29 protein-coding genes are annotated in these 23,814 nt (G+C 61.4%); 17 read left to right on the top strand and 12 right to left on the bottom strand.

From position 1 onward, the window contains the following. Positions 1 to 61: 61 nt before the first annotated feature. The gene (locus tag RhoFasB10_RS09455; protein WP_068422915.1) at positions 62 to 664 is read left to right on the top strand and encodes a hypothetical protein; all 603 of its coding nucleotides are present in this window, start codon (positions 62 to 64) and stop codon (positions 662 to 664) included. Here RhoFasB10_RS09455 and RhoFasB10_RS09450 read toward each other — a convergent pair. Together RhoFasB10_RS09450 and RhoFasB10_RS09445 are read right to left on the bottom strand one after the other, a co-directional pair. After that, the gene (locus tag RhoFasB10_RS09450; RefSeq protein ID WP_068422918.1) at positions 644 to 874 is read right to left on the bottom strand and encodes a helix-turn-helix transcriptional regulator; all 231 of its coding nucleotides are present in this window, start codon (positions 872 to 874) and stop codon (positions 644 to 646) included. The two genes, RhoFasB10_RS09455 and RhoFasB10_RS09450, sit on opposite strands and share 21 nt — an antisense overlap. Then, positions 874 to 1,362 (bottom strand): DUF2975 domain-containing protein, encoded by a 489-nt coding sequence (locus tag RhoFasB10_RS09445; protein ID WP_068422921.1) that lies wholly within the window; start codon positions 1,360 to 1,362, stop codon positions 874 to 876. Before RhoFasB10_RS09445 ends, RhoFasB10_RS09450 begins: the two co-directional genes overlap by 1 nt. Positions 1,363 to 1,674: 312 nt before the next feature. On the opposite strand from RhoFasB10_RS09445, the gene RhoFasB10_RS09440 reads away from it, so the two are divergent. Then, on the top strand, positions 1,675 to 2,130 hold the full coding sequence (locus RhoFasB10_RS09440) for a hypothetical protein (protein ID WP_068422925.1): 456 nt from the start codon (positions 1,675 to 1,677) through the stop codon (positions 2,128 to 2,130). Here the strand turns inward: RhoFasB10_RS09440 and RhoFasB10_RS09435 are convergent. From RhoFasB10_RS09435 to RhoFasB10_RS09425, 3 genes are all read right to left on the bottom strand, one after another. Continuing rightward, positions 2,112 to 2,522 (bottom strand): hypothetical protein, encoded by a 411-nt coding sequence (locus RhoFasB10_RS09435; protein WP_254303434.1) that lies wholly within the window; start codon positions 2,520 to 2,522, stop codon positions 2,112 to 2,114. The genes RhoFasB10_RS09440 and RhoFasB10_RS09435 overlap by 19 nt on opposite strands. An 18-nt stretch (positions 2,523 to 2,540) precedes the next feature. After that, a complete protein-coding gene (locus tag RhoFasB10_RS09430) occupies positions 2,541 to 3,590 on the bottom strand; it encodes a zinc-binding dehydrogenase (RefSeq protein WP_068422930.1) in 1,050 nt (349 codons plus the stop codon). 67 nt (positions 3,591 to 3,657) lie between these two features. After that, positions 3,658 to 4,077 (bottom strand): hypothetical protein, encoded by a 420-nt coding sequence (locus RhoFasB10_RS09425; protein WP_068422933.1) that lies wholly within the window; start codon positions 4,075 to 4,077, stop codon positions 3,658 to 3,660. 239 nt (positions 4,078 to 4,316) lie between these two features. Here RhoFasB10_RS09425 and RhoFasB10_RS09420 point away from each other — a divergent pair, with 239 nt between their 5' ends. Beyond that, positions 4,317 to 4,529, top strand: coding sequence for a hypothetical protein (locus tag RhoFasB10_RS09420; protein ID WP_240931004.1), 213 nt, complete (start codon positions 4,317 to 4,319; stop codon positions 4,527 to 4,529). Between the two features lie 48 nt (positions 4,530 to 4,577). Here RhoFasB10_RS09420 and RhoFasB10_RS09415 read toward each other — a convergent pair whose 3' ends face one another. From RhoFasB10_RS09415 to RhoFasB10_RS09395, 5 genes are all read right to left on the bottom strand, one after another. Further along, positions 4,578 to 4,847, bottom strand: a complete 270-nt coding sequence (locus RhoFasB10_RS09415; protein WP_068422936.1) for a metal-sensitive transcriptional regulator — start codon at positions 4,845 to 4,847, stop codon at positions 4,578 to 4,580. Between the two features lie 72 nt (positions 4,848 to 4,919). Further along, positions 4,920 to 5,321 (bottom strand): DUF302 domain-containing protein, encoded by a 402-nt coding sequence (locus RhoFasB10_RS09410; RefSeq protein WP_068423011.1) that lies wholly within the window; start codon positions 5,319 to 5,321, stop codon positions 4,920 to 4,922. Positions 5,322 to 5,383: 62 nt separating this feature from the next. Further along, the gene (locus tag RhoFasB10_RS09405; RefSeq protein ID WP_084423597.1) at positions 5,384 to 7,537 is read right to left on the bottom strand and encodes an MMPL family transporter; all 2,154 of its coding nucleotides are present in this window, start codon (positions 7,535 to 7,537) and stop codon (positions 5,384 to 5,386) included. A gap of 587 nt (positions 7,538 to 8,124) precedes the next feature. Next, positions 8,125 to 8,403, bottom strand: a complete 279-nt coding sequence (locus tag RhoFasB10_RS26315) for a type II toxin-antitoxin system RelE/ParE family toxin (RefSeq protein ID WP_068422943.1) — start codon at positions 8,401 to 8,403, stop codon at positions 8,125 to 8,127. After that, a complete protein-coding gene (locus tag RhoFasB10_RS09395; RefSeq protein WP_240931003.1) occupies positions 8,400 to 8,687 on the bottom strand; it encodes a type II toxin-antitoxin system Phd/YefM family antitoxin in 288 nt (95 codons plus the stop codon). The genes RhoFasB10_RS26315 and RhoFasB10_RS09395 overlap by 4 nt, the downstream gene beginning before the upstream one ends. 113 nt (positions 8,688 to 8,800) lie before the next feature. Between RhoFasB10_RS09395 and RhoFasB10_RS09390 the strand changes: the two genes are divergently transcribed. Next, on the top strand, positions 8,801 to 9,277 hold the full coding sequence (locus RhoFasB10_RS09390; RefSeq protein WP_068422953.1) for a hypothetical protein: 477 nt from the start codon (positions 8,801 to 8,803) through the stop codon (positions 9,275 to 9,277). A gap of 46 nt (positions 9,278 to 9,323) precedes the next feature. On the opposite strand, the gene RhoFasB10_RS09385 is transcribed toward RhoFasB10_RS09390, so the two are convergent. Then, positions 9,324 to 9,863: a GNAT family N-acetyltransferase gene (locus RhoFasB10_RS09385; protein ID WP_167676160.1), complete on the bottom strand. Its 540-nt coding sequence runs from the start codon at positions 9,861 to 9,863 to the stop codon at positions 9,324 to 9,326. 132 nt (positions 9,864 to 9,995) lie between these two features. On the opposite strand from RhoFasB10_RS09385, the gene RhoFasB10_RS09380 reads away from it, so the two are divergent. Then, positions 9,996 to 10,502 carry a DapH/DapD/GlmU-related protein gene (locus tag RhoFasB10_RS09380; RefSeq protein WP_157105244.1) on the top strand — a complete coding sequence of 169 codons (507 nt, stop codon included), beginning with the start codon at positions 9,996 to 9,998 and terminating at the stop codon, positions 10,500 to 10,502. 7 nt (positions 10,503 to 10,509) lie between these two features. Here RhoFasB10_RS09380 and RhoFasB10_RS09375 read toward each other — a convergent pair whose 3' ends face one another. Further along, a complete protein-coding gene (locus RhoFasB10_RS09375) occupies positions 10,510 to 10,881 on the bottom strand; it encodes a MerR family transcriptional regulator (RefSeq protein ID WP_068422963.1) in 372 nt (123 codons plus the stop codon). Positions 10,882 to 10,977: 96 nt separating this feature from the next. On the opposite strand from RhoFasB10_RS09375, the gene RhoFasB10_RS09370 reads away from it, so the two are divergent. From RhoFasB10_RS09370 to RhoFasB10_RS26615, 12 genes are all read left to right on the top strand, one after another. Next, the gene (locus RhoFasB10_RS09370; protein WP_068422966.1) at positions 10,978 to 11,877 is read left to right on the top strand and encodes an NADP-dependent oxidoreductase; all 900 of its coding nucleotides are present in this window, start codon (positions 10,978 to 10,980) and stop codon (positions 11,875 to 11,877) included. Positions 11,878 to 12,076: 199 nt separating this feature from the next. After that, the gene (locus RhoFasB10_RS09365) at positions 12,077 to 12,982 is read left to right on the top strand and encodes a DMT family transporter (RefSeq protein WP_167676158.1); all 906 of its coding nucleotides are present in this window, start codon (positions 12,077 to 12,079) and stop codon (positions 12,980 to 12,982) included. Positions 12,983 to 13,192: 210 nt separating this feature from the next. Further along, entirely contained in the window at positions 13,193 to 14,512 is a 1,320-nt protein-coding gene (locus RhoFasB10_RS09360; protein WP_167676156.1) for a UDP-glucose/GDP-mannose dehydrogenase family protein, read from the top strand. A 609-nt stretch (positions 14,513 to 15,121) separates the two neighbouring features. Continuing rightward, a complete protein-coding gene (locus RhoFasB10_RS09355) occupies positions 15,122 to 16,618 on the top strand; it encodes a sugar transferase (protein WP_068423016.1) in 1,497 nt (498 codons plus the stop codon). Positions 16,619 to 16,758: 140 nt separating this feature from the next. Further along, positions 16,759 to 17,772 (top strand): glycosyltransferase, encoded by a 1,014-nt coding sequence (locus tag RhoFasB10_RS26620; protein ID WP_167674238.1) that lies wholly within the window; start codon positions 16,759 to 16,761, stop codon positions 17,770 to 17,772. 1 nt (position 17,773) lies between these two features. After that, entirely contained in the window at positions 17,774 to 19,000 is a 1,227-nt protein-coding gene (locus tag RhoFasB10_RS09345) for a hypothetical protein (protein ID WP_157105246.1), read from the top strand. A 188-nt stretch (positions 19,001 to 19,188) separates the two neighbouring features. Then, positions 19,189 to 20,166, top strand: coding sequence for a glycosyltransferase (locus RhoFasB10_RS09340; RefSeq protein WP_167674239.1), 978 nt, complete (start codon positions 19,189 to 19,191; stop codon positions 20,164 to 20,166). A gap of 452 nt (positions 20,167 to 20,618) precedes the next feature. Further along, positions 20,619 to 21,755 carry a glycosyltransferase gene (locus tag RhoFasB10_RS09335; RefSeq protein WP_084423600.1) on the top strand — a complete coding sequence of 379 codons (1,137 nt, stop codon included), beginning with the start codon at positions 20,619 to 20,621 and terminating at the stop codon, positions 21,753 to 21,755. A gap of 44 nt (positions 21,756 to 21,799) precedes the next feature. Further along, complete coding sequence (rfbA, locus tag RhoFasB10_RS09330; RefSeq protein ID WP_068422977.1) at positions 21,800 to 22,669, top strand: glucose-1-phosphate thymidylyltransferase RfbA; 870 nt, start codon at positions 21,800 to 21,802, stop codon at positions 22,667 to 22,669. A gap of 3 nt (positions 22,670 to 22,672) precedes the next feature. Then, positions 22,673 to 23,260 carry a dTDP-4-dehydrorhamnose 3,5-epimerase gene (gene rfbC, locus RhoFasB10_RS09325; protein ID WP_167676154.1) on the top strand — a complete coding sequence of 196 codons (588 nt, stop codon included), beginning with the start codon at positions 22,673 to 22,675 and terminating at the stop codon, positions 23,258 to 23,260. 73 nt (positions 23,261 to 23,333) lie between these two features. Continuing rightward, positions 23,334 to 23,615, top strand: a complete 282-nt coding sequence (locus tag RhoFasB10_RS09320) for a hypothetical protein (protein ID WP_167676152.1) — start codon at positions 23,334 to 23,336, stop codon at positions 23,613 to 23,615. A 1-nt stretch (position 23,616) separates the two neighbouring features. Then, positions 23,617 to 23,742, top strand: a complete 126-nt coding sequence (locus RhoFasB10_RS26615; protein WP_277345858.1) for a hypothetical protein — start codon at positions 23,617 to 23,619, stop codon at positions 23,740 to 23,742. Positions 23,743 to 23,814: the final 72 nt, after the last annotated feature.

Below are 23,814 nucleotides of genomic sequence, written 5' to 3'. Positions count from 1 at the left end.
CGTATCCAGGCTTTGGTTGCATGCGAGTTGCAGCTACAGCGGCACCCATACGATTACCTCCATGAGCACCGAAAGCGCACGCGGATCTGCATGGTCGACGGCGGCAGTGATCGTCGGAATCGTCGCGGCGGGCACCGTCGTCGCGGGTCTGTCGAACGAGCCGCAGTCCGACGCAATCTCGATCCCCGGATGCGACGAGGTCATCCAACCGGAGGAGATGGAGCGCATCAATTTTGCGATTGTTGGTGGCGGCGACGCTTCCTGGCTGTCCGAACCAGAGATGAAAGCACTGTCCGACGCGTTGGTGCAGTCGGTGCCGGAGGACGTCGTCGTCGAACCGGATCCGTCGTGGCCTCCGTTCGCTTTCGAGTCAACGACCGGCGGGGAGGAAGTAACCGCGATCGGAAAGGTGTCCGTCGACGGCCGCGCCGGACAGCTGGCCGTGCGGGTGCTGCACTCCGACGACGGGCCCGGCCCTTGTTTCGCCGGAACCGTCGACGAACGACGTACCGACGACGATGGAATCGTTCTGGACATCTCCGATCGCCGCGTTATCGCTTACGTGCCGGACGGCAGCAAGATCGATGTGTCGAGTGATGTCCTCACACGAGACCAGATGATCACCGTCGCAACAGATCCGGGCTTACGCGTCGGCGATTCGTAGGTCGGAAGCGGGCTCCCACCGAAGTAGGTCGCCGGGCTGGCAGTCCAGTGCTTCGCAGAGCGCTTCGAGTGTCGTGAAGCGAACGGCCTTCGCGCGCCCGTTCTTCAGCACGGCGATGTTGGCAGGCGTCACGCCGACGAGTTCGGCGAGAGTGCCGACGGACATTTTCCGACGCGCGAGCATGACGTCGATGTCGATGACGATGGGCATCAGATGACTTCGTCGAGTTCGGACTGCAGCTTGGTGGCTTCGGTATCGCGCGCAACCGCTTGTGACAAAAGCATTCTCAGTACGAGGACCAGTAGAGCCACTCCTCCGATCACCAACGATGCGCCGCAGATCAACCCAACGATTCCCGGCGGCACCGCTTCTCCCGGAGCCAACACCACCGCGAGGGCGAACGCGAGAACGGCAGCTGCCGTCACGGCGCCGATGATGACGTCGACGAACCGAAAAGATCTGGTGGAGAACACGGTTCCCTTGCGGACCAGCGTCAGTAGCCTCCACACGCAGATCGCGACTATTTGGAGGGTGACGATCCCGAGCACGACGATCACGACCAGCGGTACACGCACCGAGGCGGGCGCGTCGTCGAGATCAATCCACGTCAACGGCACCATGACGGCTTGCACGAACACCGAACCCGCAAGCGCGAGCGCGATGACGACTCGAAGAGCCGCGACGACGATCCGTCCCATGACGAGTCCTTTCTATCGATATCCGATACAAAGCTATCGAATATCGATAGATGATGCCATCAGTGCTGCGGAAAGGGAAGTGGGTGGTTCAGGGTCCTCGGTCAGGCCGCGGTGAACTGTCCGCGGCTCGGGATGTACGGGGACCACCGCAGCGCCCTCCGGAATCCTCACCCGCACCTCCACTCCTCACGCGATGCATTGGATGAGAATCAGGAATCGCCGTGAGGATTCCGCAGCAGGCGACGACGTAACACCCCCCACCCGACCGTCGACACACCCCGTGCCCGGGAATCAACGGCAAGGAGACGTCAGATGCTCTCGATCAAGAAGCTCGTCGCTGTGGCAGCCGCCGGCGCTGCAGCCATGGTTCTTTCCGCAGGCACCGCGTCCGCGGACGAATATGCTCCCGCGCCGCAGAACCCAGCCAACTATCTGCAGGGCGATACCGCGTACTTCTCGTACGGGCCAGCTGCGAACTGCGCGATGTATCCGGGCGGAATCGTGGGCTGCGATCTTCCGAACGGCATGATCATGAGCCAGGTCCCGTTCACACCTCGCGTCTACGACGTACAGATCGATGTTCCGTGGTTCCCTGCGCACCCGACGTTCGGCATCGGTGGTCCTCGCGGCCGGGCCGGAAGCACGCCGCTGCAGGGCACACTCAGCTACGGCGGTGCGACGTGCGAAGTCGGCGTCAAGGGTCAACTCACGTGCACATCCATGGGCCGCTCGTTCGTGGCGTGGACGCCCTACTTGAACGTCTCCTGAGCTGAGCGCCTGCGGCGCAACGAGATTCCCGACAGCAGAACCAATGCCGCACCGGCGACGATCAACGCGAGGTGCGCCCTCGGGACCCACAGGTCGAGCACGACGATCTGCCACAGCACCCACCCGATGGCCAAAGCCCCGATCAGTCCTGCCGCAGTGGATGCCCCGGTGATGTCGACGAGCAACGCCGTCGCGCAGAGGAGCGGCAACATCCCGAGGAACACCAGCACGAACAGGCCCGAGTAGCGGTAGTCCCACGTGTGCCACGACGGGAGCATGTCGACGCGCAATCCCAGCGAACGGCCCGAGGAATCGGTCACCAAGGACACTCCGTTGAACAGTCCTGCGGCGCCGAGCACGGCCAAGATCGCTGCGGTCGACAGTTTCCTCACGACCACAGTGTGAACGACCTACCGCCGCGGATCCACCAGAACCTTCGCGTGCACGCTCTGTCCCGAATCCAACTCGTCGAACATTGCGGTCAACTCACCCAAGCCGATGGTTCCGGTGTGCAGTGACAGCACGTCGACGCGGCCCTCGGCGATCGCCGTCATCGATCCGACGAAGTCCTCGTGCGAATAGGCCAGCGATCCGATGACCGTCAGTTCGCGACTCTGCCAGTCGCCGTAGCTGACCTGCGAGTCCGTGCCCGGGTAGCCGAGCAGCGACAGGATTCCGCCGCGGCGCACCAACTCGGCCGACGGCTGGAAAAGCTGTGCGACGCCGGTGCATTCGAACAGCACGTCGGCACCGAGCCCGTTGGTGGCGGCCTTCAAGACATCCGCGAGTTCCGACGGCTCGACCACATCGCGGAACCCCAGCTTCACGGCCGCGTCACGACGCGCCTGCGACGGCTCCGACACGATGACACGTCCCGCGCCGCTGTTGCGTGCGTGCTGTGCCGTGAGGAGTCCGATCGGGCCTGCGCCCTGCACGACCACCGTCGATCCCACCTTCATCGCCGTGCGCTTGACGGCGTGGAACGTGACTGTGGCGGGTTCGACGAGGGCTGCCTCTTCGTCGGACAGCGCGTCGGGGACGGGGACGACACGACGCTCGGAGACCGCGAGGACCGTGCCGAAGCCGCCGTGGACGGGTGCGTCGTCGGTGATTCCGTTGGCCTCGGCGAAGGCGAGATCGCAGTGCGCCGCATGACCGGCGGTGCACATGGCGCACTTGCCGCACGCAGGCCCGACGCCTGCCACGACCCGCTGCCCGACCGTCACCGTCGTCACGCCCGATCCGATGGCCAGCACCTTTCCGGTCCACTCGTGCCCGAACACCGCCGGCGGCAGCGCAGCCGACGAGTAGCCGTGTGTATCCGTCGCGCAGATTCCGCAGTAGGTGATCGCGACGACGACGCCGAATTCGGACGGCTCCGGCATGCGCGTCTCTTCGACGGTCTCGGCTTGCTTCGGAGCGACGATGTGGACGTAGCGATTGGCGTTCGTTTCGGGCATGACGTGGCCACTTTCTCGACGGGGTTCGGCGAGGCCAGCTTACTCTTCAGTTTGTCAAGTAAGTGAATTACACCCGAATCAGTGCAGCCGTCGGACCAGGACCGCCGTCCCCGTAGACCACGATCACCACCGGCCCGGCGCCGGTGGGCAGCACACCTGCCCGATCGCTGATCCCCGCATCTCCCGTACGCAGGTTGGCCCAACCGATGTGTACGGACGGCCCGCCGAGCGTCACCGTCACGCGCTGGGCCGCGTGATCGACGACCGCGTCGCCTCGAGACTCGAAGCTCACGGTGTCGACGCCGCCCGCCACGAGCGTCGGCTGCGCTGCCAACACGGCGACTTCAGTGGGGACGCCGGCTTCCTGCAGGGCGCTGACCGGGTCGACGGCTGGGTTCGCGTGCGCGACCGAGCCGAGGCCGAAACCGACCAGGATCGCGATCACGGCCGCCGCAATCGCAGACGCGGACCTGGCGAGAGGCTTCATCCGGTCTCCGATCGTCGGCTACGGTCACGAAGCCTCAGTCTGACCCGCGCGCGTCCTCCGTGGGATCGAAGTGATCGGATCGTGTTCTCGGGCGTAGATCGAAAGCAGAGCTACCGCGACACCGAGCCTGGTCCGGCTCCGTCGCTCCCGCACAATCACCCAAGGCGCATCCCGGCGTGGAGGTGGGCGCGTCGGGACATTTCGTTGCGGAGAGCTGGAGCAGCCACAACGCGATATTCGTGAACTACTGGTCCGCAGTGGGCGAAAACGGCGAGGGTAGTGGAACGCGCCTGATCCTGCTGCCGTTCGAGTCGCGGGCTTTCCAGCCGCTGACCGGGCAGATCACGTTCCCCATGGCATCGGGCGGGGGATCGATGACTGTGACGACCAACGGGGTGAGCACGACGTACTTGGATCCGTTGGCGAACACGGTCAGGTTCACGGTCGCCTGACTGCCGTTCCGCGGAGCTGACTCAGTCGCCGGTGTAGCACCGTGACGATCAGGCCAGGGCGAGGAACAGTTTCTCCAGCTCCGCTTCGGTCATGGGCTCCTTGTTGTCCGCCGTGTCGCCGGTCATGCATTCGCGCAGACCGGTGGCGACGATCTTGAACCCCGCCCGATCCAGGGCTCGGGATACGGCGGCAAGTTGGGTGACGACGTCTTTGCAGTCCCGCCCGTTCTCGATCATTCCGATGACTCCGGCGAGTTGGCCGTGCGCTCGTCGCAAGCGGTTGAGTACCAAAGCGATGCTGTCTTCGTCGCCGATCATGTCCGTCTCCTCAGGGGGTGTTGATGAGCTCCAGGGTACCCCCGGGGGCATAGAGGAACATCGCCCGGCCGTCTAGTCCGTCAGGGCGGCGATAGCGGCCTTCAGTCTCGTGGTGGCCTCGTCGGCGACGTCGGACAGACCTGGCTCGCTCGTCACCTCGACCATGACTGCCGGATTCATGGCCTCGACGATCACCGATCCGGGTGTGGACGTGTCGGCTCGAACGACGACATTGCACGGCAGCAGTAGTCCGATCTGTCGCATCACGCCGACGGCACGGTGCGCTAGGGGAGGGTTGCATGCTCCGAGGATCAGATACGGCTCCATGTCCTCGCCGAGTTTGGCTTTCAGCGTCGCCTGCATGTCGATTTCGGTAAGGATTCCGAATCCCTGCTCGGCCAGTGCCGCTTTGGTCTTCTCGACGGCGGCGTCGAAGTCGGTGTCGGTCACGGTGGTGGAGAGTGCAATGTTCATGGTCATCGTCCTTTCGTCGTTCGATTCGGAAAACTGAAACTCGTTGTCTGATGGAGCTTTTGTCAGTGCGAGAACCGTATGGACGGCAGAATCCTGCGGAGCCAGCGCGGCGACCACCACGCTCCGTGGCCGGTCACCCGTAGAAGGACCGGAAGCAGGATCAGTCGGATGAGGACTGCGTCGAGCAGGACGGCGACACCGAGAATAATCCCCATTTCCTTGGGTGGGAGCGGATCCGACAAGGCGAACGTGAAGAACACCGCCACCATGACCGCTGCGGCTGCGAAGATGACCCGCCCGGAATGCGCGAGGCCGTCGACCTGGGCGGTTTTCGGATCGCCGGATCGTTCGTAATGCTCTTTCGCCGTAGCAAGCAAGAAGACGGTGTAGTCCATGGCGATGGCGAAGATCATCGCGAAGAAGAAGACCGGGCCCCAGCCGTCGAGAAATCCCTGGGGTGTGAAGCCCAGGAGCGACGCGCCGTGGCCGTCCTGGAAGATCAGTTTCGCGGTACCGAACGCTGCAGCCGTCGACAGCAGGCTGACCACGGTTCCTAGAATCGCGATGACGGGCGCCTGCAAAGCGACGAGCAGTAGAACGAAGCCGAGAGCAAGGATGATGCCGACGACCAGCGGGAGGTAATCGTTCAATGCCTGCTGCAGGTCTACATTCTCCGCCGGGGCGCCGCCGACGAGGGCAGACTCTGGAAGTTCTCCACGTAGATCGGCGAGAATCGTGGACATGGAAGCATCCGACGGGCCGACGGTCGGAAGTGCTTGCAGCAGAGCATAATCGGACCCATCGGAGGCCGGTTGCGGAGGCGTGACCATGGCGATCCCGTCGACCGAGGCGGCCGACGACGCGGTCACGCCGGCATCGGACGTCGGGACGACTATCTGCAGGGCGCCGGGTGCGCCGTCGCCCAATTGTGCCTGAACCAGCTCATAGCCCTGGCGTACCGGTGCGTCCTGCGGGACGACGGCGATCGACGGCATCGCCACTTTCAGTCCGAGAACCGGCAGCGCCAGCGCGACGAGAACGCCGACGGAGACGATCGCGAACGGCCACGGATGCTTGTGCAGGAGGTTTCCCCACGCAGCGAATTTGGGCGAGCGGTGCTGTTGACGCTTGGCGTAGGGAAGTGACGCGGCGTTGACCTTCGGGCCGAGTGCGCCCAGCGTTGCAGGAAGCAACGTCATGGTGGCGATCAACACGAATGCGACAGCCAGCATGATGCCGACGGCCATCGTCCGCACCGCAGGCGCCGGAACGAGCAGGACCGCGGACAGGCTGACCAAGACGGTCAGGCCGGACAGGACGACGGCTTTGCCTGCGGTATCCATGGTTTCGGCAACTGCAGCCCGCGGATCGCCCTGTCGAAGGGCGTCGCGGAAGCGCGAGACGATGAACAGGGCGTAATCGATGCCCAGCGCGAGCGCGAACATCATCGCGAAGTTCATCGCCCACACCGAAATCGGTGTCACCTGATTGAGTAGGACCAATCCGCCCGCCGATGCGACGAGCCCGGCAACGGTCAGTAGGAGAGGAAGGCCTGCTGCTACGAGCGAACCGAACGCGAGCACCATGATCGCCAATGTGACTGGCCACGAGAACAATTCGGCTTTGATCATCGCGTCGTGATTGGCCTTGTTGAAGTCCGACCACAACGCGGACGACCCGGTGGGATACACCTCGATGCCGTCACCGGACAGTGCGGTGAGGTCGCCTTTGACGTCGTCCACGGCTTTGACCATGTCGTCGGTGCTCGCGTTCGCGCCTGCGACGACTATCCCGGTGTGCCCGTCGGGGCTGATCGTCATGCCGGGTTGTGGTGGGACGACCTCGCCGAATCGGCTGTCGCCGGCAAAAACGTCACTTACCTCGGTGAGGGTCTGTTGCATCGCAGGGGAGTCGATCGACGAGTTGTCGGAGTGCATGACGACCTGTACTGCGGCCGACGAGTTCCCGCCGAAGTGTTGTTGGGCCAGCTCACGAACCTGGACGGACTCGGACCCGTTGGCCTGCCAACCCGCGCCCGCGAGAGACCCGAACACCGAGGGCGCGGCGGATCCCAGAGCGACGAGTGCGATCAGCCAGAAACCGAACACCCACCTGCGGAGGGTGACCATCGCGTACCCCATTCGGCCGAGGGGTCCGGGCGTAGGGCCGCCGTTCGTTTCGGTGTCGTGGGGCGGCGCGATCTCTGGCTGAGGCATAAGGATCCTTATACGGGTGGGGGTATCTGTCTGGCTCTAGTCGGGTGGTGGAAGTAGGTCTGTGCCGACTGTGCCATATACCTAGGGGGGTATGCAAGTACCCTGGGGGGTATACAAGGGTTTGGACGGTTGAAGGCTCAGAACGGGAGGTCTGGAAGTATTCGGCAGGCTGGTGATCACGTGTCGCAGTGCACTTGGGTGTACACGCATCGAAAGTGTTGTGGCGCAACTACGCTCGAACACCAGCAGTACTGTAAGCGAGGCAACAGCGAACAGTACTGCGGGCATCCGCGCCGACAGCCAGGAGCTAGCCGGTGCTGGCTCCCAGCTGTTGTCTCAACCGAAGAGTTGAGTCGGGGCTACCCGGACCCCGATTCGGCAAACATTCGTTGTTTCGGTTCCAAGAACGACTCCGTAACCGGGTGGTCGGTCTGTGTCGACGCAGCCGCGATCCTGTAAAGCGGTCTGTTTTCCGCGTCGAGAGGACCTGCCGCGGGTATTTCGTGCTTCTCGGCAGCAATCGGAGAGCCGAAGTCCATCTCGTCACACGATCAGATCCGGAGCCCACAGCGACGGACGAACTCACTTCAGCGGTAGGCATCCGATCGGTGCCAAATTGCGGTGACCTGCACTGTGCGTTGCTCTGTGTCGATCAGGTAGAGAACGCGGTAGGTGCCCCTCCGAGCACTGTAGGCAGGGGCGAGCGGCGGGGCGAGGGGTTTGCCCACCCGCTGGGGATTGTCCAGCAGCGCGCCGGTGATGAACTCGTAGACAGCTGCGGCGACCTTTTCTGGAAGACTATGCCCGAGGGCGCGGGACGCGGACCGCGCGATAACAAGCCGGTACGGTTCGCCGGGTTCGCTCACGCTCGACCGGACCGGCCAGCAGCCTTCATGGCCGCTGCCAACTGTTCAGCGTCGAGACTGTCACCCTTGGTCAGCTCGGTCTGTCCCTGGACGTGCGAGGCCAGCAGTTCCTGGTCCGACAGGACGGCAATGGTCTCTTGCAGCGCGTCGAAATCGTCGGCTCCGAGCAGCACTGCGACGCGGTGGCCGTTGCGGGTGATCTCGTAGCGGGCGTGGGTACGTTCCGCGTCGTCGACGATATTGGACAGACGAGCCCGTGCATCTGCGACCGGCAATGTAGTCATGTACATAATTAAAGCGCAACTTCCGTAAGGTGTGCTAGAACGCCGCCTTCTGGGGAACGACGACACTTGACGAGCGGAATGCCCGATTTGCCTGGTCTGTAAGGTCCGTTCCCATGATCAAGACAGCGGTGGCGAGGTTGGCGGCAATTGCCGGTGCAGTGGTGGTGTCGGCTATCGGTGCGCCTGCATTGGCGCACGCGCATCACCAGGACGTGACTCCGCTTCCGGTGGCGTACTCACTGGGTGTGAATTTTTCGGTGCCGTGCAGCGGACAGTTGACGGGCTTCGTGCATACGCCGCACGACCGGCCAGGGATGGTGACGGTGAGTGTGACGTGGCTGCCCTTCTTCACAGCCCAGTGTCACAACGCCATCTCTGTGAACTACCTGTCTGCCTCTGGTTCCGACGGCGCAGGGAGCGGGAATCCGTCGATTCTGCTTCCCTCCGACTCACGGGCGTTCGTTCCTCTGACCGGCCAGGTCACGTTCCCGATGCCATCAGGTGGCGGCTCGGTCGTCGTCGCGCCCAACGCGGTGAGCACGACCTACCTGAACCCCTTGGCGAACACCGTCAGATTCACGGTCGCCTGACTCGTCCGGATTCGCGAAAGGTCCGTCGGCAGGTGTTGTTTCACCATCACGCGCGGCGGATCATGGCCGACGAGCCGGGAATCATCCCGTCGGTGATGCGGGCTTCGAAACCGAATCGTTCGTAGAGTCGTCGGCTCGCGGGCGTCGTGGATTCGAGAAAGGCTGTTGTGGAACCGATTTGGTCCAGGCGGTACTGAATCAGCGACGTGCCCACTCCGGTACCTCGGGCTCGCGCCGATGTGGCGATGTCGTGGATGTACCAGTGCGGTTCGTCCGGTCGTTGATCTTCGATCGCTCGATCATGTGCACGACCGGCTTCGGTAGGACTCGAGCTGCCGGATTCGTCACGGGGGCCGGGAGGTTCCCATAACAGCGCGCCGAGCAACTTTCCGTCCTCGTCGACTGCGACGTCCACGTGCTCGGGTGTGCCCTCGGCCTCGCTTGCGTAGAACTCGGCGAGCGCGCGGCGTCGCGTCGATGCATCGGGCAGGTGCGCTGCCCATACCGGATCACCGTCGAATGCCTCGCTGAAGATCTCGCCGATTTCGCTTGCGTCAGAGGCAGTTCCGGGTCTGATCGTTGCCACGGGTGAATCCTTTCATCGGGCCGTAAGCCCCCGCCAGCGTAGCGCGAGCCATGCGGTCCGAAAATCGCAGGCGACATTTCGACCGGAACGGGGTGTCTTGTCCGCGAGCCATGGGCCGACGAGGATGCTGGGGTGAGCTTCGTCGAACGAGTCCAACGCGCGATCCGACTGACCGAGGACCTGAACTTACTGCGTTATGCAGAGCAGGATGCGATTCGCGCGGCATGGAGCGAGCTGACCGGCAGAACCGTCGACGAGTCCTTTCATCTCATCCCGCCGGTCTATTCGGATCATGGAATCAACATCACCGTCGGCCGCAACGTCTTCGTCAATCAGGGCTGCCGTTTCAACGACATCGGCGGAATCGACATCGGCGACGACGTCATGATCGGTCCCAGCGTCAGCCTCATCACCTCGGGCCATCCGATCGGCCCGGACGAGCGGCGGACGGGCATCACGTCGGCACCCATCGTCATCGGGCGAGGCGTGTGGATCGGCGCGTCGGCGATGATCTTGCAAGGGGTGACCGTAGGCGACGACGCCATCGTCGCGGCGGGTGCCGTCGTCACGCGAGACGTTCCGGCTCGGACGATGGTGGCAGGGGTTCCGGCGTCGGAGATCAAGAAGCTGGATCAGTGACGAGACATTATGCAGGCGTTGCTGTTTCGAGATACCTGTTCGCGTGCTCGATGAGGTAGCTGAGCTGAGTACGCGTCTCGGCGAGAGCCTGCATCTGCTCGCCGAGACGGTCGTGCTCGGCGAGCATGATTGCGATGGACTCCCGAGTGACATCCGACGACGGCGCGTCCACGCACGGCAGGATCGACGCGATGACGGTGCTCGACAGGCCTGCCGAATAGAGCTGACGCAGCAGCCTGACTCGATCGACCGCGTCGGCGTCGTAGACACGGTGTGCGCCTGACCCGCTGCGCCGTGAATCCAGCAGGCCGCACTCCTCGTAGTAGCGCAGCGATCGGACGCTGGCCCCCGTGCGTCGCGCCAATTCGCCGATCCGCATAGGTGACTCCCCTCACAAAGGCTTGAACCTGACATCGACGAGAGGTTCTACGGTTGATTCGAACATACTCCTCGATTCGAAGGCGAAGGCCCGTCAATGCTCGCAGTGCAGTACAACTCGTTCGGTGACCCCTCGGTGCTCGAAGTCGCCGAGCGTTCCGATCCGCATGCCGGACCGAATTCGGTGCGCATCCGCGTGCTGGCCGTCAGTATCAATCCGATCGACAGACTCCTGCGGGCTGGGCATCTGAAAGAGGTTCTGCCGCTCGAGCTACCGGCCATCCCTGGTCGCGACGCCGTGGGCATCGTCGAAGAACTCGGTGACGGTGTCACCGATGTCGCGATCGGCGACAAGGTGTTCGGGCTCGGTGGCGTCAGCGACACGACCGCCGAGTACGCGGTCCTCACCGCGTGGGCGAAGGTGCCCGCAGTGTGGACCGACGACGAGGCTGCCGCGGCGGGGCTGGCGTCGGTGACCGCGCTACGAGCGTTGGACGCACTGGGCCACGGCTCGAGTCTGCTGGTCGACGGAGCCGCCGGTGCCGTGGGAAGCGCGGCCGCGGCCTTTGCAGTCGCCGACGGGGTGCGCGTCGTCGGCACCGCAAGCGAGGCCAACCACGAGCGCCTCCGTGCCATGAACGTAACGCCCGTGACCTACGGCGACGGACTCGTCGACCGCGTCCGCGCCGTGGCTCCCGACGGCGTCGACCTCGCCTTGGACGCGGCGGGGTCAGGGTCGCTTCCTCAGCTGATCGAACTTGCCGGTGGCGCAGCACATGTCGTCACCGTCGCAGATCATCGAGGTGCGAGCGACCTGGGTGTGCGCAGCGTGAACGCCGAAAACGACTTGGCTCTACTGCGTCGTGCAGCAGTCTTTGCCGACGCCGGGCACTACACGCCGCACGTCAGTGAGGTCATGTCGTTCCGAGATGCGGCGCGGGCCCATGCTCGGTCCGAAGCGAGTAGCGGGAAGATCGTGCTGCGAATCGATGGCTGACGGCCGGGCTCGCGAATCCTCACTCCCGCTCGTAATGCTCAGGCGATGCATGCCGTGAGGATCGGGATTTCGAGTGAGGATTCGGCGCCGACCCGCCTACAACGTCGTATTCAACCTGCGATAGCACCGGCCGTGCGCGAATAGGCCGAGCGGAGGCCAACTTTGCGCGCACGGGTGGCGAAGCCGCACAATCTGACCCATGTCCACCGGCACCACCGCTCGCGCCACTGTTCTCGGGATGGGTGCCCTCCTTGCCGCCACACTCTTCTGGGCAGGCAATTATGTCGTGGGCGGCGCCGCGGTCTCGTCGATCTCTCCGCTGGATCTGACGGCGTCGCGCTGGGTCATCGCTCTGGTCCCGCTGCTTGCTCTGGCTCAGCTGATCGAGAAGCCCGACTGGTCGGTGGTCGCCAGATCCTGGCCGACGATGATCGCGCCCGCACTCTTCGGCCTGCTGGCCTACAACTTTCTTCTGTACTCGGCGCTGCAGCACACCACTCCGGTCAGTGCGTCGCTGATCAACGCGTTCAACCCGGCATTGATCAGCCTCGCCGCCGCGCTGTTCCTGCACCAACGACTGAACAGAACGTCGGTGCTGGGCATCGGCGTCGCACTGGTCGGTGTCCTGTGGGTTCTCAGCGACGGCCACCCGACGACCTTGGTGTCGACGGGCCTCGGCCTCGGCAACGTTCTGATGGTCGGCGCCATCTGCGCGTGGACTGCCTACACCTTGCTCGGACGACGCCGCACGACCATCCCGCCGATCACCGCGACGGCCGTGCAAGCGGTCATCGTGATCGTCGTCCTGACACCCGTGGTCCTGCTGACGGGCGGGCCGCACATACCCGTCGAATCCGGCCCGATCTGGGCGTTGCTGTTCGTCGGCCTCGGACCGTCGGTCATCTCCTACGTCATGTGGAACAAGGCGCTGACGGTCATTCCACCCGCGCGGGCCGGTGTGTACCTGAATCTCATCACCGTCTTCACCGTGCTGATCAGTGTGGCGCTCGGGCAACCGTTCTCTCTCGCCCAGGCCGTCGGTGGAGTCACGGTCATCGCGGGTGTGATCCTGACCAACCTGAATGCGTTGCGACGGCCTGTCTAGCCGTGCGTGGTGGTTGCAACAGGGATCAACCATCCGCGCACGGGTGGCGCGGCCGCCCTCCCACGTAAACCGGCGAGTAACTTGGTATTTCGTTCGAATGAACGGAAGTTGTCCGATGAGGCAGTTGTCGGTGCGTGGCTCTACTATCTCCCTGTTGGAACGTCGACGTTCCTGCGCATACTCATTTGCAATCCGGGGGACACACAGATCATGCGGATCACGGTTTTCGGCACGGGCTATCTCGGTGCAACCCATGCGGCGTGCATGGCCGAGCTGGGGCACGAGGTTCTGGGTGTCGACGTCGATCCCGCCAAGCTCGCCAAGCTCGAAGCCGGTGAGGTCCCCTTCTACGAGCCCGGCCTCGAAGAGGTGCTGCAGCGCAACATTGCCGCGGGCCGGCTGCGCTTCACGTCGTCGTACGAGGAAGCCGCGGAGTTCGCCGACGTCCACTTCCTCGGTGTGGGCACGCCCCAGAAGAAGGGCGAGTACGCCGCCGACATGGTGTACGTCGACTCCGTCGTCGAAACCCTCGCTCCGCTGCTGACCAAGCCTGCCGTGATCTTCGGTAAGTCGACGGTTCCCGTCGGCACCGCGTCTCGCCTGGGTGCGCGGGCTCGTGAGCTCTCGCCCGCGGGTGACGACGTCGAGGTGGCGTGGAACCCCGAGTTCCTCCGCGAAGGCTTTGCCGTCAAGGACACGCTGCACCCCGATCGTCTGGTGCTCGGCGTCGACCGTGACCGTCCCGGCCGCGCAGAGGCTCTGGCTCGTGAGGTCTATGCGCAGCTGCTCGACGAGCAGATCCCGTTCCTCGTCACCGATCTCGCGACGGCGGAGCTGGTCAAGGCGTCGGCCAATGCATTTCTGGCCACGAAGATTTCGTTCATCAACGCCATCGCCGAGGTCTGCGAAGCGTCTGGAGCGGACGTCAAGATACTGGCCGACGCCATCGGTCACGACGAGCGCATCGGCCGCAAGTTCCTCAATGCAGGCATCGGCTTCGGCGGTGGCTGCCTCCCCAAGGACATCCGCGCGTTCATGGCTCGCGCCGGTGAGCTCGGTGCCGACCAGGCGCTGACGTTCCTCCGCGAGGTCGACAACATCAACATGCGACGACGCACCCGCATGGTCGAGTTGGCGCGTGAAGCCTGCGGATCGCTCCTCGGCGCTCGCGTCGCCGTGCTCGGTGCCGCTTTCAAGCCCGATTCCGACGACGTCCGCGATTCGCCGGCCTTGAATGTCGCCGGCCAGATCCAGCTTCAGGGCGCAGCGGTCAACGTGTACGACCCGAAGGCCACGGACAACTCTCGTGCGCTCTTCCCGACGCTCGGCTACAGCAGCTCGGCGCTCGACGCCTGTGAGGGTGCCGACGTCGTGCTCGTCCTGACGGAGTGGAAAGAGTTCAAGGCTTTGACGCCTGCCGATCTCGACGGCGTGGTCCGGGCGAAAGTCCTGATCGACGGCCGAAATTGTCTCGATCCGCAGCAATGGCGCGACGCCGGCTGGACGTACCGCGGGCTCGGTCGTCCGTGACCTGAAGAAAACCAGCGTGCCCGACGGAGAAAACTAATGTCGTTCAGTTGAACGAACCAATTGCGTCTCCGTTTGGATAGTGTCCTCACGACCCGGCAGAATGATCGTCGATCGAGCATCAATCCGTTCAATGGATTGTTTCGTGATGGATGGCGCCTGCCATCGTCCGAAATGCGCGTCGGGAAAAGTTTTTACGTTGTTAACAATCACGACAACGGGGTTGTGATTGTGAATCGATGTCACAGAAACGCTGTGTCGCAGCATGATTCGGCAGTCGATCGACGGTCGGTGCCGGCTGTAACGCCGCGAAGACGTGCAGCGATGCTTGGTCTGGTCGGGAATTACTCTCATTGTGTCTGCAGGGCTACCTGCGGGTGTGATACACCAGGAATGGTTACGTGATCGTCCTGTGATGTAACCCACTTGGCAGAGTTCTAAACCTGACTGCGTGCGAAAATTTGAAAGCTCGAACAGCGGGCAACAGTGACCGGTTTTCTTCACGTCAGTGCGGATGTGAGTGGAGAAGGTTCGCTCAGAACCCATCGGACCGTCGGCCACAAGCTGTCGGAGCATCGTAAGGAGGGGGAGTCGGTGGCAACACTGGGATCGGTGCAGCAGGCTCCGCAGGGGGTATCTCCGGCAAGGCAGGCGTGGCGCGTTCGTCGTCTCACGTCTCGGCGCGTGTGGGAACACCAGTACGTCGACCGGTTGAGGGTCACGGACGTTCTGGTCGTCGTCACCGCGGTCGCGCTCGCTCAGCTCATTCGTTTCGGCGAGGCGCAAGCAGGTCAGCCCACGGCGTTCTACGCATACACAGGGGTGTCGCTCGCGCTGGCTGGTCTGTGGATCGCGTTCCTCGCGATCTTCCGTACGCGCTCGCCGCGTGTCATCGGTAACGGCGCGGAGGAATATCGCCGCATCGTGTCGGCGACGTTCCGGTTGTTCGGCGTCATCGCCATTCTGTCGCTTCTGTTCAAGATCGACATTGCGCGGCTCTATCTGGCTATCGCTCTGCCGATCGGTTTGCTCGGCCTGCTGCTCACTCGGTGGGTGTGGCGTAAGAGCGTTGCAGGCCAGCGCAAGAAGGGCCAGTACCAGACGTCGGTCCTTATCGTCGGTAGCCGCAAGGCCGCTGTGGCGATGGCCAAGCAGTTCGAGCGTTCTCCGTCGGCCGGTTACAGCGTGGTCGGCATGTGCCTACCGCGCTACGAGGTGCACGGCGCCGATGATGCAGTGACCGTCGACGGTTACGAGATACCTGTCCTCGGCGACGAACACACCGTGACCGAGGCAATCGAGGCGTCGGGTGCCGATACCGTGGCTGTGACCGCGACCGAGCACCTGGGCCACAAGGGCATTCGCAAGATGGTGTGGGACCTCGAGAAGAAGAACGTCGATCTGGTCGTGGCGCCCGGTGTGGTCGACGTGGCCGGTCCGCGCCTGGTCATGCGTCCCGTTGCCGGCTTCCCGCTGATTCACGTGGAGAAGCCGCAGTACAACGGTGCGACGCGGTTCAGCAAAACGGCTTTCGACTTCGTCTTCGCGGCAACGGTTCTGCTTCTGATCTCTCCGATCCTGCTGGTGGTGGCTGCGGCTGTGAAGCTGACGAGCCGTGGTCCGGTGTTCTACAAGTCGGAGCGCATGGGCATCGACGGTAAGCCGTTCCCGATGATCAAGTTCCGCAGCATGGTTCAGGACGCCGACAAGCAGGTCGACAAGCTGCTCGCTCAGAACGAGAGCGAGGGCGGCGTGCTGTTCAAGATGCGTGAGGATCCGCGGGTCACGAAGGTCGGCAAGTTCATGCGCCGGTACAGCATCGACGAGCTGCCCCAGTTCTTCAACGTGCTGCGCCGCGAGATGAGCGTGGTCGGCCCGCGTCCGCCGTTGCGTCGCGAGGTAGAGACCTACGACGGAGATGTACGACGCCGTCTCCTCGTCAAGCCGGGCATCACTGGTCTCTGGCAGGTCAGTGGTCGGAGCGACCTGTCGTGGGAAGAGACTGTGCGACTCGATCTCTCGTACGTGGAGAACTGGTCGATGGTTGGGGACATTCTGATTATTGCCAAGACCGTGAAGGCTGTCGCTGGGAGCGACGGGGCTTACTGAGGCCTGACGTCTTACCACACTCACCCAAGCGCCAGACGCGTGTCTTGGCGTGCCTTCTAAGGACGACCGTGTACGAAATTTCCATAATCTCGCACTCAATTAGCTCCAACGCAGTTGGGCGTGCTTTGGCAATGGCATCGGTGGCTGAACAGATCGGGCCAACCGCGGTCTGGGCTTTCCAGGACGGACCCGAGTGGTCCGGCATTCGACAGTTCGGGAAAGAAGTCAAGCCGTTCGCATCAAGGGATCAGCTTCGCTGGACCAGCTCGGACTCTACTGTGCAGCGGGTGGTGTGGGTTAGCAAAGGGATTGATCCAATAGCTGACGTCGTGCGGCGCGCGATAGCTGATGACCCGTCAATCATAGTTATCCTTGATCTTGACGACGATGATCGAGCATTGGCCCAGGATTTCATCACGCGTAGGGTCATGAACCGTATCATTCTGCACCCTTTCCGCCGGATGCATCCACACCGAATCCGTATGGCACAAAGCAAGATTGCACGTCTGTCGCACGGCTTTACGTTTTCAACATTCGCTCTCGCAGAGAACTTCGACTCAAATTTCGTGCCGAGAGTGAGGGTTCCGCACGTCCGTGCCCTTGAACCTGTGGTGCCGGCCACGCGTTCGAACGAGCGCCCGATTCGAGTCGGCACTTTCGGAACCCTGCGAAGCCACAAGGGTCTGAAGTTGCTGGTGGACCTTGTCAACGGCTCTGACAGTATTGAACTACATGTGTTCAAGGGGTCGGGGCTAGTCGAGGCTGGAGTTGTGTCTGACCGGATCGTCGAGGAATCACCCGACGCTGGCTTATCTCAAATCTACTCACAGATCGATGTGGCATTCATCCCGATGAACGAGGACCTAGGCGCGGATGTTCAACTTCCGGCGAAGTTAATCGACGCCATGCGGGCTGGGGTGCCGATCGTTACTTCCCCAACACGCGCAATCCGTGAGATTGCTGGTGAAACAGTCACCTACTTGGGCGAACGGGCAACTGTCGACGAGGCTCTAAGCCTGATATGTCAGGCTGCTGGGCTAGACGGTAAGCAGTCTAGGCTGCGGTTCGAGAACTTGGCGACACCAGCGGTTGTTGCGACTGAGCTCGTGTGTCTCTTGGAGCAGGCGCCCTCAAGCGCAGCGTCAGGAGTTTGACATGGCCTTGGAAAATAATAATCTAAGAAGATTTACGCATCGGCTCGCGCAGCCAACTCTCCTAGCACAGCTTCTGAATGTACTTTTCGCCCTGGGGCAGATACTGATTCTGACTCGTGTCTTAGACGTCAGTGATTATGCAAAGTATGGCGTTCTCACCGCCATATGGGCCATTGGAAACGCTGTCATTGGGACAAGTATTGGAACGCGTGTCGCCCGTTCGGCCGTGCTGTCGGGTGCGAAGATACAGTTGACGCAACGAGACGTTCTAACGATATTATTAGCTTCTCTTGCTAGCACGCTCTACAGCGTTTTAGCCTGGCAATCTGTTGCAGTTGGTGTGATTGCTGCGCTGACAATGGCATCGTTTGTTCTTGCTGAGGCTCGGGCTTCCCTTGAGTTGGGGCGCCGAAAATACAGTTCATACCTGCTGGTAGTAGCTCTAAAGTCGTCATTCCCAGTGTTTGCGTTACTAGGAATGTCTATTCTTGCACCGTCGGTATCCCTGTCTTGGGCCATGGTCTGTATAATGGTCGGAAATCTATTCGGAGCCGTCGGCCTAGGAACTTCCGTGTGGATCTCAAAGCCAATGCGAGAGACCGATTATTTTACAGAGTGGATCGGAATTCTAAATTTTGGGCTTTGGATAGTAAGTGGCGCGGGCCGGATTGTAATGGACGGAAGGGTGCCAGCACCCGAGATTGCCGTATTCACGCTGGCTTATGCGTTGACGGACCGAGGGTTTCGATCCATACAAACAGCCTATGTTGCGAGGAACTTAGCCAATGCGTTCGAAGGCAGATTTCGGCAGTCGACGCGCAATTGGATTCTGTTGTCGGTGTCGTTGTGCGTGGTAGCTGTGCTGCTCATCCCAGAGGTAACCTTCTTGGTATCAGGCGGCCGGTATACAGCGACGTGGTCGCTGGCAATCACGCTGTGCTCGGCATCTGCTGTGATGTTTGCAAGCGCACCGCTTTACCTCAAAGTCATTGCGACTAACCGTACAAAGTTGGCCGCCTTCATGTCATTGGCCATCGCTATCGCAAGTGTCGCGGTGAATTTCACTGTGGTTCGCGTCGGTGGCAGCAATGCGGTGTCCTTAGTGCTTCTCTGCTCCTACGTGTGCTGGATTGCAGGCCTAGCACTCTTATGTAAGCAACGGAAGACAACCAGGAGAGTAAAAGAACAATTTGAGGATATCGATCAACATGTGGAACCGGGAGCCTAAAGATGGAAATTGAGCCTACCCTATTGGCGTTCCCTATGCATGGCAGTGGAAAATTGATACGTGAGGGGTTCCGAACTCGCGATGGTCACTTTCTAGAGTGGTCCGCAAAGATACTCGGAAGCAGCCATCGTATCGATGTCTACTCGCGACCCGAACCAGCCGTGCTTGCGTATCGTGACTATCGACGGATGACGCTTACGGCGAAGCATGCGAGCCTCAACGAGATGAACTCATACTCCATGCGCCTGCCGTCGCTATCGGACCGGCAGCGGTGGTGGGAAACATCGAAGAATTCATATCGAAGGCCGCGTGCAGATTCTGGCCGGATTCCAGCCCTAGTGTGGAACCCGTTCGTAGCAGTTTCAAATGTTGCGGATATCGTGTTCAACGGACAACGAATGGTCCATCTCGATCTGTTAGACGACTGGACACACCATTTTGCTTTTGGGGCCATTAAGAAAGAGGTTGAGGCAGCCTACGCTGCCGCGTTTGAGTCGGCAACCTACGTCACCGCGAATTCTGAGGGCACCGCAGCATTAGCCCGAAGATTCGGGCGATCAGACGTTACAATGATCCTAAACGGCGTGGACCCGCAAAGATTCAGTACCATAAGTGCCGCTAAAGGACCGATCACTGTGGGCTATGTCGGTAAAATTGGGCGTCGGCTTGATTTGGAGCTGATTCAACAAGCGGCACGACAGCTGCCAAATTTTCAATTTGTGATGGCAGGTCCCGTTCTGGACGCGGAATATAAAACGGGTCTCGAGTTTATTCCCAATGTAAAGCTCATCGGGGATGTGCATTACGACGAGATGCCAAGCCTCCTGCAAACTTTTGACATCGGATGGGTACCGCACCGAGTCGGCGAGGGAGAAGTCGGCGGTGACGTCATCAAAACCTATGAGTATCGCGCTGCAGGCTTGCCCGTGCTAAGCACGCCCGTGGCCGGAGCTGGATCCCGTGGCCTGGGGTCCGTCACGGTTCTAGCAGCGGAAAAGCACATCGCATTTCTCGACGCCGAGCTAGCCGGGCGGACGCGGGTGGCTCGCATTCCTGAGAGAATCGCAGCGGAAATGCGATGGGGCACTAAGACCCTTGACGTACTTAATCCGTTGTTTGATCGAGCGTTAGTCAATTACGATCGTTTAACAGACGACCATGTCTAAGTCGACGATATACCTTTGCCTCACCCTCCTTGGAGCAGGCGCGGGCGCCCTATCGGCGGTTGCAGACTGGAGAGTGCTACTCGGGGGAGCGGCGGTCAATTTAGTCGCAGTGCATGTGGTTTCTGCTAGGTCGACTGAGAGCCGAATCCCTGCCTATTATTACGTCTTTCTGGGCACCTTCACCTTCTCCTTCGTGATTCCTGCTGCCCTCAATCTTCCGTTGCAAATGGCTGTACTTGCTGAAGCCTCCATAGCATGGGTAGCTGTTTCAGCCTCGGAAAGACGAGTCCGTGCAGTGGCCGGTTGGTGTCTTGCAATAGTTGTCGACTGGTTCGTTTTGGTTGGACGCCCTAATGTGAAAAAGATTTATCGTCGTAAGCCCCGAACGGTGGGGGGCAGCCTAGTTTGCAGGTTGAGCTTAGAGTGTGTCCTCGGGTGTTAAGGAGAGAGCTATGTCAAGGTCTGTTTCGATAATTGGTACTAGGGGCTATCCGAGCTATTATGGCGGGTTTGAGACGTTAGTTCGTAAACTAGCACCCTATCTCGTAAATGATGGGTGGGATGTGACCGTCTACGGGCGGCACGGTGCTACGCGTCCAGACGATGTGGAGGTTGACGACCGCGTGAGGTCGCTAATGACTCGCGGTGTCGAGTCCAGGTCACTGAGCACGCTGTCGTATGGACTCAGCTCGACCGCAGCGGCTGCACGGCAGAAGCCCGATGTAGCCCTCATTATGAATGTGGCTAACGGTTACTGGCTGCCGTTGTTGCGGTCGCGCAGAATCCCCAGTGTTCTCAACGTCGACGGTATTGAGTGGGAGCGCCAGAAGTGGGGCCGGAACGCCAAAGCGGTGTTTCGTGGCGGCGCGTCACTGACCGCAAGATTTGCAGATCATTTAGTTTACGACTCGATCGAACTGGGCAAGAGATGGGAGCGTGACTTTGGACGGACAGGTTTTTTTATTCCGTATGGAGGCACTGATCCGGGAGACTTGGATCCCGTGTTCAAACCTTCCACTGGATCATACGCTCTAATGGTGGCACGATTTGTGCCCGAGAACACGGTCTCAGAGTTTCTCGATGCGGCGGAATCAATCACTCAAAAGTGCGATGTTGTAATCGTAGGATCGTCCGGTTATGGCGGCGAATTTGACGTGCGTGTTGAGGCGATGGCGTCTCGAAACGACCGCATTCACTGGTATGGCCACGTAAGTGACGATCAGAAGCTGTTTTCGCTGTGGCAGAATGCAAATGCTTATTTCCACGGCCACAGTGTCGGAGGAACCAATCCGGCGTTGGTGCAAGCGATGACGTGTGGTGCACCTATCGTCGCTCGGGACACCGTCTTTAACCGGGAAGTTCTTGGATCATGTGCGGTCTTTGTCGAACCCACCGCTGCTTCAATTGCCGACGGCGTTATCAGTGTCATTGAGGACCGCGCGTTGCAGAGTTCGCTTGGTGCAGCGGGATATCAACGAGCTCTCGACAGTTACACCTGGGATTCTGTATGCCGGTCTTACGCCGACGCGCTTGCGTTCGCAGCGGATTCTAGGCGAGGTACAGCCATTGCCGAGAGAGCAAGACGGTGAGTGTATCGAACCTGCTTAGAACCGAGGTGGTGATTGGAGCAAAGATGCGGGGAATCATTTTGGCCGGTGGTACCGGTTCGCGTCTTCATCCGATCACGATGGGGATCAGTAAGCAGTTGGTGCCTGTCTACGACAAGCCGATGATCTACTACCCGCTCTCGACGTTGATCCTGGCGAACATCCGCGACATTCTGATCATCACCACCGCGCAGGATGCAGACCAGTTCCAACGTCTGCTCGGCGATGGTTCGCAGTTCGGCATCAACCTGACCTACCAGGTCCAGCACGAGCCGAACGGTCTCGCGCAAGCCTTCGTACTCGGCGCGGATCACATCGGCAGCGACAGCGCCGCCCTCGTCCTGGGGGACAACATTTTCTACGGCCCCGGCTTGGGTTCGCAGCTGTCGCGCTTCGATTCCATCGACGGCGGCGCCGTCTTCGCTTACGAGGTCAAGGACCCCACCGCCTACGGTGTCATCGAGTTCGACGACGCCGGCAGAGCGATCTCTTTGGAGGAGAAGCCGAAGGTCCCGAAGTCGAACTTCTCGGTGCCGGGCCTGTACTTCTACGACAACGACGTCATCACCATCGCCCGCGATCTGCAGCCCTCCGAGCGCGGGGAGTACGAGATCACCGACGTCAATCGCCACTACCTCGATGCCGGGAAACTGTGCGTCGAAGTCCTGCCCCGCGGCACCGCCTGGCTCGATACCGGCACCTTCGATTCGCTGCTCGACGCCTCGAACTTCGTCCGTACCATCGAAGAACGCCAGGGCATGAAGATCGGCGCCCCCGAGGAGGTGTCGTGGCGTCGCGGGTTCATCACCGATGACGAACTGCGTGAGCGGGCGGAGAAGCTCGTCAAATCCGGCTACGGGCAGTACCTGCTCGAACTGCTCGACCGAGGGAAATAAGACGTGACTTTTCGCGAGTTGAAGATCGCCGGCGCCTACGAGTTCACCCCACGCCAGTTCGGTGACGATCGTGGCGTGTTCTTCGAATGGTTCAAATCAACCGCGTTCGAAGAAGCGATCGGGCGGCCGCTCGAGCTACAGCAGGCGAACTGTTCGGTGTCCGCGGCCGGGGTGCTGCGCGGTATCCATTTCACCGACACCCCTCCCGGGCAGGCGAAATACGTCACCGCCGTGAAGGGCGCGTTCCTCGACGTGATCGTCGACCTGCGGGTTGGTTCGCCTACGTTCGGGCAGTGGGACAGTGTGCTCATCGACGACGTCGACCGGCGCGCGGTGTATCTGCCCGAAGGTCTCGGGCATGCGATCTTGTCCCTCGAAGACGGCTCGACGGTGATGTACCTGTGCTCGATCGAGTACACCCCGTCCCTCGACCGCGACCTGAACCCACTTGATCCGGACCTGGCGATCACCTGGCCCACCCACGGCCGCAACGGACAACCCCTCGATTACCAACTGTCAGACAAGGACAAAGCCGCACCTTCGCTCGCCGACGCCATCACCGCCGGATACCTATCCAAATACGACGGCTGAGTCACCCTCGGTAGGACCCGCAACCGCAATTGCACACTGCAGTTGATTAACGCCAACTTGTTAGATCCAATCCGTGTGTACGCCGGACGGGTTGGATCACATTCGACATCCCGGGTCGGCCGCAGACACCCGTCCGTTAAAGCACGCGGCACATGACGTCCGTTATGCACCCGTTTCTCCGACGACCGGGATCACCTACAACTCGGACGGTTCGGTCGCCACGGTCACCGAGAACGGCGTCACGACGACCTACACGTACAACTCCGATGGCACCGTTGCGACCGACGTTCGGGCCGGGGTCACTCGCACTTACACCTACGACGGGTCGGGCAACCTGACCGGAATCGCGAGCTGACATGGACCCCGTAACCCTCGGCATGGCCAAGGCCGACGCAAAGAAGAAGTTTCTCCCACGCCGCTTCACTCCTGACGAGGCTCAGCGAACTTCAGCAGATGTGCTCGGCGAAATTCATCACCTGTGAGCGGTCTTCACTGTAGTGGTTGGCGGGTTCCTGTGGTGGCCTTGCGGAGCTTCTCCGATCGTGCGTTGTGGT

This window comes from Rhodococcus sp. B10, assembly GCF_011770055.1.
GTDB lineage: Bacteria > Actinomycetota > Actinomycetes > Mycobacteriales > Mycobacteriaceae > Rhodococcoides > Rhodococcoides kyotonensis_B.
This window is presented reverse-complemented; position numbering and strand designations above follow the sequence as displayed.

What these genes read in the sequence shown, in the direction of transcription:
- RhoFasB10_RS09455 (WP_068422915.1), top strand. Translation starts at nt 62, where the DNA reads ATGAGCACCGAAAGCGCACGCGGATCTGCATGGTCGACGGCGGCAGTG.
- RhoFasB10_RS09450 (WP_068422918.1), bottom strand. Translation starts at nt 874, where the DNA reads ATGCCCATCGTCATCGACATCGACGTCATGCTCGCGCGTCGGAAAATG.
- RhoFasB10_RS09445 (WP_068422921.1), bottom strand. Translation starts at nt 1,362, where the DNA reads ATGGGACGGATCGTCGTCGCGGCTCTTCGAGTCGTCATCGCGCTCGCG.
- RhoFasB10_RS09440 (WP_068422925.1), top strand. Translation starts at nt 1,675, where the DNA reads ATGCTCTCGATCAAGAAGCTCGTCGCTGTGGCAGCCGCCGGCGCTGCA.
- RhoFasB10_RS09430 (WP_068422930.1), bottom strand. Translation starts at nt 3,590, where the DNA reads ATGCCCGAAACGAACGCCAATCGCTACGTCCACATCGTCGCTCCGAAG.
- RhoFasB10_RS09425 (WP_068422933.1), bottom strand. Translation starts at nt 4,077, where the DNA reads ATGAAGCCTCTCGCCAGGTCCGCGTCTGCGATTGCGGCGGCCGTGATC.
- RhoFasB10_RS09415 (WP_068422936.1), bottom strand. Translation starts at nt 4,847, where the DNA reads ATGATCGGCGACGAAGACAGCATCGCTTTGGTACTCAACCGCTTGCGA.
- RhoFasB10_RS09410 (WP_068423011.1), bottom strand. Translation starts at nt 5,321, where the DNA reads ATGAACATTGCACTCTCCACCACCGTGACCGACACCGACTTCGACGCC.
- RhoFasB10_RS09405 (WP_084423597.1), bottom strand. Translation starts at nt 7,537, where the DNA reads ATGCCTCAGCCAGAGATCGCGCCGCCCCACGACACCGAAACGAACGGC.
- RhoFasB10_RS09395 (WP_240931003.1), bottom strand. Translation starts at nt 8,687, where the DNA reads ATGACTACATTGCCGGTCGCAGATGCACGGGCTCGTCTGTCCAATATC.
- RhoFasB10_RS09390 (WP_068422953.1), top strand. Translation starts at nt 8,801, where the DNA reads ATGATCAAGACAGCGGTGGCGAGGTTGGCGGCAATTGCCGGTGCAGTG.
- RhoFasB10_RS09375 (WP_068422963.1), bottom strand. Translation starts at nt 10,881, where the DNA reads ATGCGGATCGGCGAATTGGCGCGACGCACGGGGGCCAGCGTCCGATCG.
- RhoFasB10_RS09370 (WP_068422966.1), top strand. Translation starts at nt 10,978, where the DNA reads ATGCTCGCAGTGCAGTACAACTCGTTCGGTGACCCCTCGGTGCTCGAA.
- RhoFasB10_RS09365 (WP_167676158.1), top strand. Translation starts at nt 12,077, where the DNA reads ATGTCCACCGGCACCACCGCTCGCGCCACTGTTCTCGGGATGGGTGCC.
- RhoFasB10_RS09360 (WP_167676156.1), top strand. Translation starts at nt 13,193, where the DNA reads ATGCGGATCACGGTTTTCGGCACGGGCTATCTCGGTGCAACCCATGCG.
- RhoFasB10_RS09345 (WP_157105246.1), top strand. Translation starts at nt 17,774, where the DNA reads ATGGCCTTGGAAAATAATAATCTAAGAAGATTTACGCATCGGCTCGCG.
- RhoFasB10_RS09340 (WP_167674239.1), top strand. Translation starts at nt 19,189, where the DNA reads ATGACGCTTACGGCGAAGCATGCGAGCCTCAACGAGATGAACTCATAC.
- RhoFasB10_RS09335 (WP_084423600.1), top strand. Translation starts at nt 20,619, where the DNA reads ATGTCAAGGTCTGTTTCGATAATTGGTACTAGGGGCTATCCGAGCTAT.
- rfbA (WP_068422977.1), top strand. Translation starts at nt 21,800, where the DNA reads ATGCGGGGAATCATTTTGGCCGGTGGTACCGGTTCGCGTCTTCATCCG.
- RhoFasB10_RS26615 (WP_277345858.1), top strand. Translation starts at nt 23,617, where the DNA reads ATGGACCCCGTAACCCTCGGCATGGCCAAGGCCGACGCAAAGAAGAAG.